This window comes from Planktothrix sp. FACHB-1355 (assembly GCF_014748295.1).
Lineage (GTDB): Bacteria > Cyanobacteriota > Cyanobacteriia > Cyanobacteriales > Aerosakkonemataceae > Aerosakkonema > Aerosakkonema funiforme_A.
The window spans coordinates 1-4,728 of the sequence record NZ_JACJUP010000489.1 but is presented as its reverse complement, the minus strand read 5'-3'; the positions used below and the strand labels follow the sequence as shown (position 1 = coordinate 4,728).

The 4,728-nt window shown below is 43.7% G+C and carries 4 protein-coding genes; all 4 read left to right on the top strand.

Annotated elements, in window-relative coordinates; genetic code table 11:
- The first annotated feature begins 66 nt into the window (after positions 1-66).
- Positions 67-1,413 (top strand): TldD/PmbA family protein, encoded by a 1,347-nt coding sequence (locus H6S82_RS19025; protein ID WP_190470112.1) that lies wholly within the window; start codon positions 67-69, stop codon positions 1,411-1,413.
- 92 nt (positions 1,414-1,505) lie between these two features.
- Entirely contained in the window at positions 1,506-2,243 is a 738-nt protein-coding gene (locus H6S82_RS19020) for a Mut7-C RNAse domain-containing protein (protein ID WP_190470116.1), read from the top strand.
- A gap of 97 nt (positions 2,244-2,340) precedes the next feature.
- Positions 2,341-3,717: a glycoside hydrolase family 15 protein gene (locus tag H6S82_RS19015; protein ID WP_191056556.1), complete on the top strand. Its 1,377-nt coding sequence runs from the start codon at positions 2,341-2,343 to the stop codon at positions 3,715-3,717.
- Positions 3,718-4,728: glycoside hydrolase family 15 protein (locus H6S82_RS19010; protein ID WP_347339514.1), on the top strand; the 1,011-nt coding region annotated here is incomplete at its 3' end.

The following is a 4,728-nucleotide window of genomic DNA, read 5'->3' as shown; positions in this document are numbered from 1 at the left end:
CCGATCTCGCTGGAATGCGATAAAGAGCCAAACCCAGCAAATTTTTAATCCAAAACCAAAATCGAAATGACTTTAGCAACAGCATCAACTCTTTTGACTGAAGACCGAGCTTTATCCCTGATCGATTCAGTCATCAAAAAATCCGAAGCTGAGGGAGTTTTTGTCAGTCTCAGCAATAAATCTGAATCCCTCAGTCGTTATTCCGAAAATCAAATTACTCAGAACATTAGCCGCACAGAGTTTAATCTCAACATCACCAGTTATTTCGGCAAAAAGAGCGCGTCTAGTTCTACAACCGATTTAGATGCAGATGCGATCGCCTCCACGCTTCGCCGTTCCGAAGAACTCGCCAAAATTGCGCCCGAAGATCCGGAATGGGTGCCACTTTTAGAACCGCAAAACTACGAACAGCGCACGCCAGCTTTTGATGAAGCTACTGCCAATCTTTCACCTTTAGAAAGAGGAAAAATTGTCCAGCGCGTGTGTGCGTTGAGTGCAAAAGCAGGCGTTAACGGTTCCGGTACGCTGAGTACGGACGCTTATTTGAGAGCGATCGGCAATTCCAAAGGTTTGCGTGCTTGCAATAAAGGCACAGAGGCAGATTTTAGCTTTACTGCTAGGATTGATGACGGTTCGAGTTGGGGCGATCGCACTGGTTTTGCCATCAATTCTTTGCCCTTTGAAACATTAACAGAACAGTTAATCGAACGGGCGATAAAATCGCGTCAACCCCGCGAAATAAATCCGGCAAAATATCCGGTTATCTTGGATGTAGCTGCTTTCGGTTATTTACTAAGTTGGGTAATGTGGAGTTTGGATGCTAGGGCGGCGGATGAAGGGCGTTCCTTTATGTCCCGCAGCGACGAACAAGGCAAACCTGCTGGCAATCGTTTGGGCGAAGCAATGTTTAGTCCATTACTCCAAGTGCAGCGAAATCCGGCGCATCCCCTCCTACAAAGCGGCACTTTCTTTGCTGATGGTTTGGCGAATAACTACTTGGAAATCATCAAAGATGGCGTTCCCAAAGCATTATCTTACAGTCGCTATTGGGCGATGCAACAAAGCAAAGAACCGACTGGTGCTATGTTTCCTTTTGTGATGTCCGGTTCGGATAAAAGTTTAGCAGATTTAGTTGCCCAAACAGAACGAGGCGTTTTGGTAAGTCGTGCTTGGTACGTGCAATACGTGAACCCACGTTCGTTAGACGTGACAGGTATGACTCGCGATGGTACATTCTGGATAGAAAACGGTGAGATTGCTTATCCGATTAAAAACTTCCGCTTTAACCAGAATTTGCCGGAAATGTTGCGCGATATTGATGATATTAGTACCGTGCAACGCTATAACAATAGTGTGGTGCCAGCAGTGCGGGTAAAACAATTTAATTTCAGTAGCATCACCGACAGCGTTTGATAAATTGGCTAGTTGTAGAGACGTTTCATGAAACGTCTCTACTCCGCCTCAAGTACAAATTCAATCTAAAATCTAAAATCTAAAATCTAAATATGGCAACAGTTAATTTTCATTTTCATACAGAGCTAAATTTCTTTTTGCCTACTAATAAAAGAAACGTAACATATAGCATTGTATTGTCAGATTCGCCATCAATCAAAGATGCGATCGAATCCCAAGGCGTCCCCCATCCTGAAGTTGCCCTAATTCTCGTCAACGGCGAATCTGTAGACTTTTCTTACCTCTTGCAAGATGGCGACGAAATAAACGTTTATCCTATTTCCGAATTAACTAATAATAGCTACAGTGTTTCTGTGGAACCAGAACCGTTAAGTACACCTTGTTTTGTGCTTGACGTTCACTTAGGAAAGCTAGCGTCATCCTTGCGAATGTTGGGTTTCGATACACTGTACAGAAACGATTACGATGATGAAGAATTAGCCGAAATTTCCAGCCGCGAAAAGCGAATTCTCCTCACTCGCGATACCGGATTGCTAAAGCGCAGTATCGTAACTTACGGCTATTACGTTCGCCAAACCAATCCCCAAAAACAACTAATCGAAGTCATCAAACGTTTCGACCTCAAAAAAGCAGTCAATCCATTTAAAAGATGTATCACTTGCAATGGTTTATTAGCACCAATTGCCAAAGAAACCATTCTCGAACAAATCCCGCCAAAGGTCAGGGAAAGCGTAGATGAATTTCATTCCTGCCAAGATTGCAAGCAAGTTTTCTGGAGAGGTTCCCACTATGACAAAATGCGACAATTTGTTGACGAAGTGCTTGGCTGATGCTATCAAATAATTTAGTAATGTAGGGTGCGGATAGCCTGCGCCATAGCTAAGCTAAAGCGCTAGCCTAACGCACCAAGCTCATCAGGTTTTTAGATTGAAGAAATTTAATTGGTTGGCAGGTTTTATCGTTGCCATAGGCGCGATGATATACGTCATAGCAACTAATGTGGCGTTCACCGAAACTGTTATTGGCAGTGAAGCATTCGGTCATCCCGGCATTTGTCCGGCTTGGTCGCCATCAACGCTCACTTTTCTCGGCACAGCGCAAAACCCGAATTCAAAAGTATGGTTTACCGGCGATAACGGCATCATCAGTCAAGTATTTTACCCTTCTGCTGACAAGGCAGATACGGTAGATTGGCAGTTTTTGGTCGGAGACGCTGACAAAACTTGGGTGGAAGAGGAAAAGCAAGATACTACTAGCAAGGTTGCGTTGAATAACGATCGTTCTCTTGCTTGGGATATCACCAACAAAGCTAAAAATGGCAAATATCAAATTGAAAAAACTATTTTCACCGACCCCAACCGCAACACAGTCATTCAGCAAATAACATTCACCGCTTTAAACGGAAATATAGGTGATTTCAATCTCTATACTTTGTATCATCCAGCAATTGATAATCAGGGAATATCCACCACAGGCTATAGCACTAATTATAAAGATATCTCAATGCTGGTTGCTAAAAACGATCGCAGCGGTTTAGCATCTGCATTGGCGAGTTCGCTTCCCTTCAAAGCTATGTCAAACGGTTTTGTCGGACAAAGCGACGGTTGGCAAGATTTGAAAGGCGGTAATGCTGACAATACAATGAACTGGACTTTCGACTCAGCAACTGATGGTAACATTGCACAAATGGCAATGTTGGATTTGAGTCCTTATGCTAACGAAAAATCAGTTACTTTTAACTTGGTTCTCGCTTTTGGCGATAGCGATGCCAAAGCGGAAACAACAGCAGCAGAAACCCTCAGCGATAACTTTGCTAATATGCTGTCTGTTTATAATACAGAATGGAACAGCTACACGAATAGTTTAAATAATTTTGGCGGTACTGCCGATCGACAATATTATATGGCGGCAATGGCACTAAAAGCTGCTAGCGATAAAAGTTCTGGTGCAATGGTGGCAGGTTTGGGTAATCCTTGGGGTAATTCTAATTACTCAATCTGTACACCTCAAGGCGTGCAAATGCAAGGGGGTTATCACTTAGTTTGGCCGCGAGATTTGTATAAATTTGCCAGTGCTTTGATTGTGGCGGGTGACAAGGATACAGCAGCAAAAGGTTTGGATTGGTTGTTTAATGTTATGCAGCAACCAGACGGACATTTTCTCCAGAATGCCTTCGTCGATGGGACGCCTTATTGGAATGGCATTCAAATGGACGAAACGGCATTTCCAATTATGTTGGCATGGAAACTCGATCGCACAGATTCAAATACCTACAATAACCACATCAAACCCGCTGCCGATTAGATTGTAAAACACGGCCCTGCCACAGGTCAAGAACGTTGGGAAGAGAACGGCGGTTACTCTCCCGGTACGATTGCGGCGGAAATCGCGGGTTTAGTTTGTGCGGCTGATATCGCCAGAATTAATGGAGATTTTGCCAGTCAAACTAAGTATCTGGAAACAGCAGATTACTGGCAAGCAATGGTAGAAAATTGGACATTCACCACTAGCGGTTCGATCGGCAATGGCAAGTATTTTGAACGCATTGATGATAATGGTAATCCGAATGACGGACATATTTTGAATATTAGTAACGGTGGCGGGGGATATGATGAAAGAAATATTGTCGATAGCAGCTTTTTAGAATTAGTCCGCCACGGCGTAAAAGCTTGGAATAACCCTTATATCTTGGCGTCGCTTCCCACCATTGATTCGACAATTAAACAAACAATTCCCGGTAAAGGCGATGCTTGGTTTCGCTACAATCACGACGGTTACGGCGAAACAGCAACAGGCGCAGATTATACAGGTGCTGGTATCGGTCGTTTGTGGCCGATTTTCACAGGCGAACGCGGTCATTTTGTTATTGCTGGCGGCGATAAAGCTGACAAATATCTGGCAACAATGCGTACTTTTGCTAATAGTTCCTACATGATTCCCGAACAAGTTTGGGATTTAAATGCGCCATCTGGCAATACTCCGGGAACTCCCACTAAGTCGATGACTCCCCTATCTTGGTCGATGGGAGAATACATGGCATTGCTGGCATCGAATTACCATAACAAAGTGATGGATATGCCTGCCATTATCTATCAGCGTTATGTGACAAACGCCTACAAACCGCAAGAAGGAAAAGTTGTAGATTATAACCCAGCAAATGTCAAGCAGGGAAAAGCTTTAACTATTTATTACAAAGGTTCCTTGGCAAATGCCAACGAGGTAAACTTGCACTGGGGATATAACAATTGGCAGCAAGTTACCGATCGACTAATGCTGAAGCGGGATGATGGCTTCTGGGAAACGACGATCGCATTA

Excerpts from the sequence above, each read along its gene's own strand:
- H6S82_RS19025 (WP_190470112.1), top strand. The coding sequence starts at position 67 with ATGACTTTAGCAACAGCATCAACTCTTTTGACTGAAGACCGAGCTTTA.
- H6S82_RS19020 (WP_190470116.1), top strand. The coding sequence starts at position 1,506 with ATGGCAACAGTTAATTTTCATTTTCATACAGAGCTAAATTTCTTTTTG.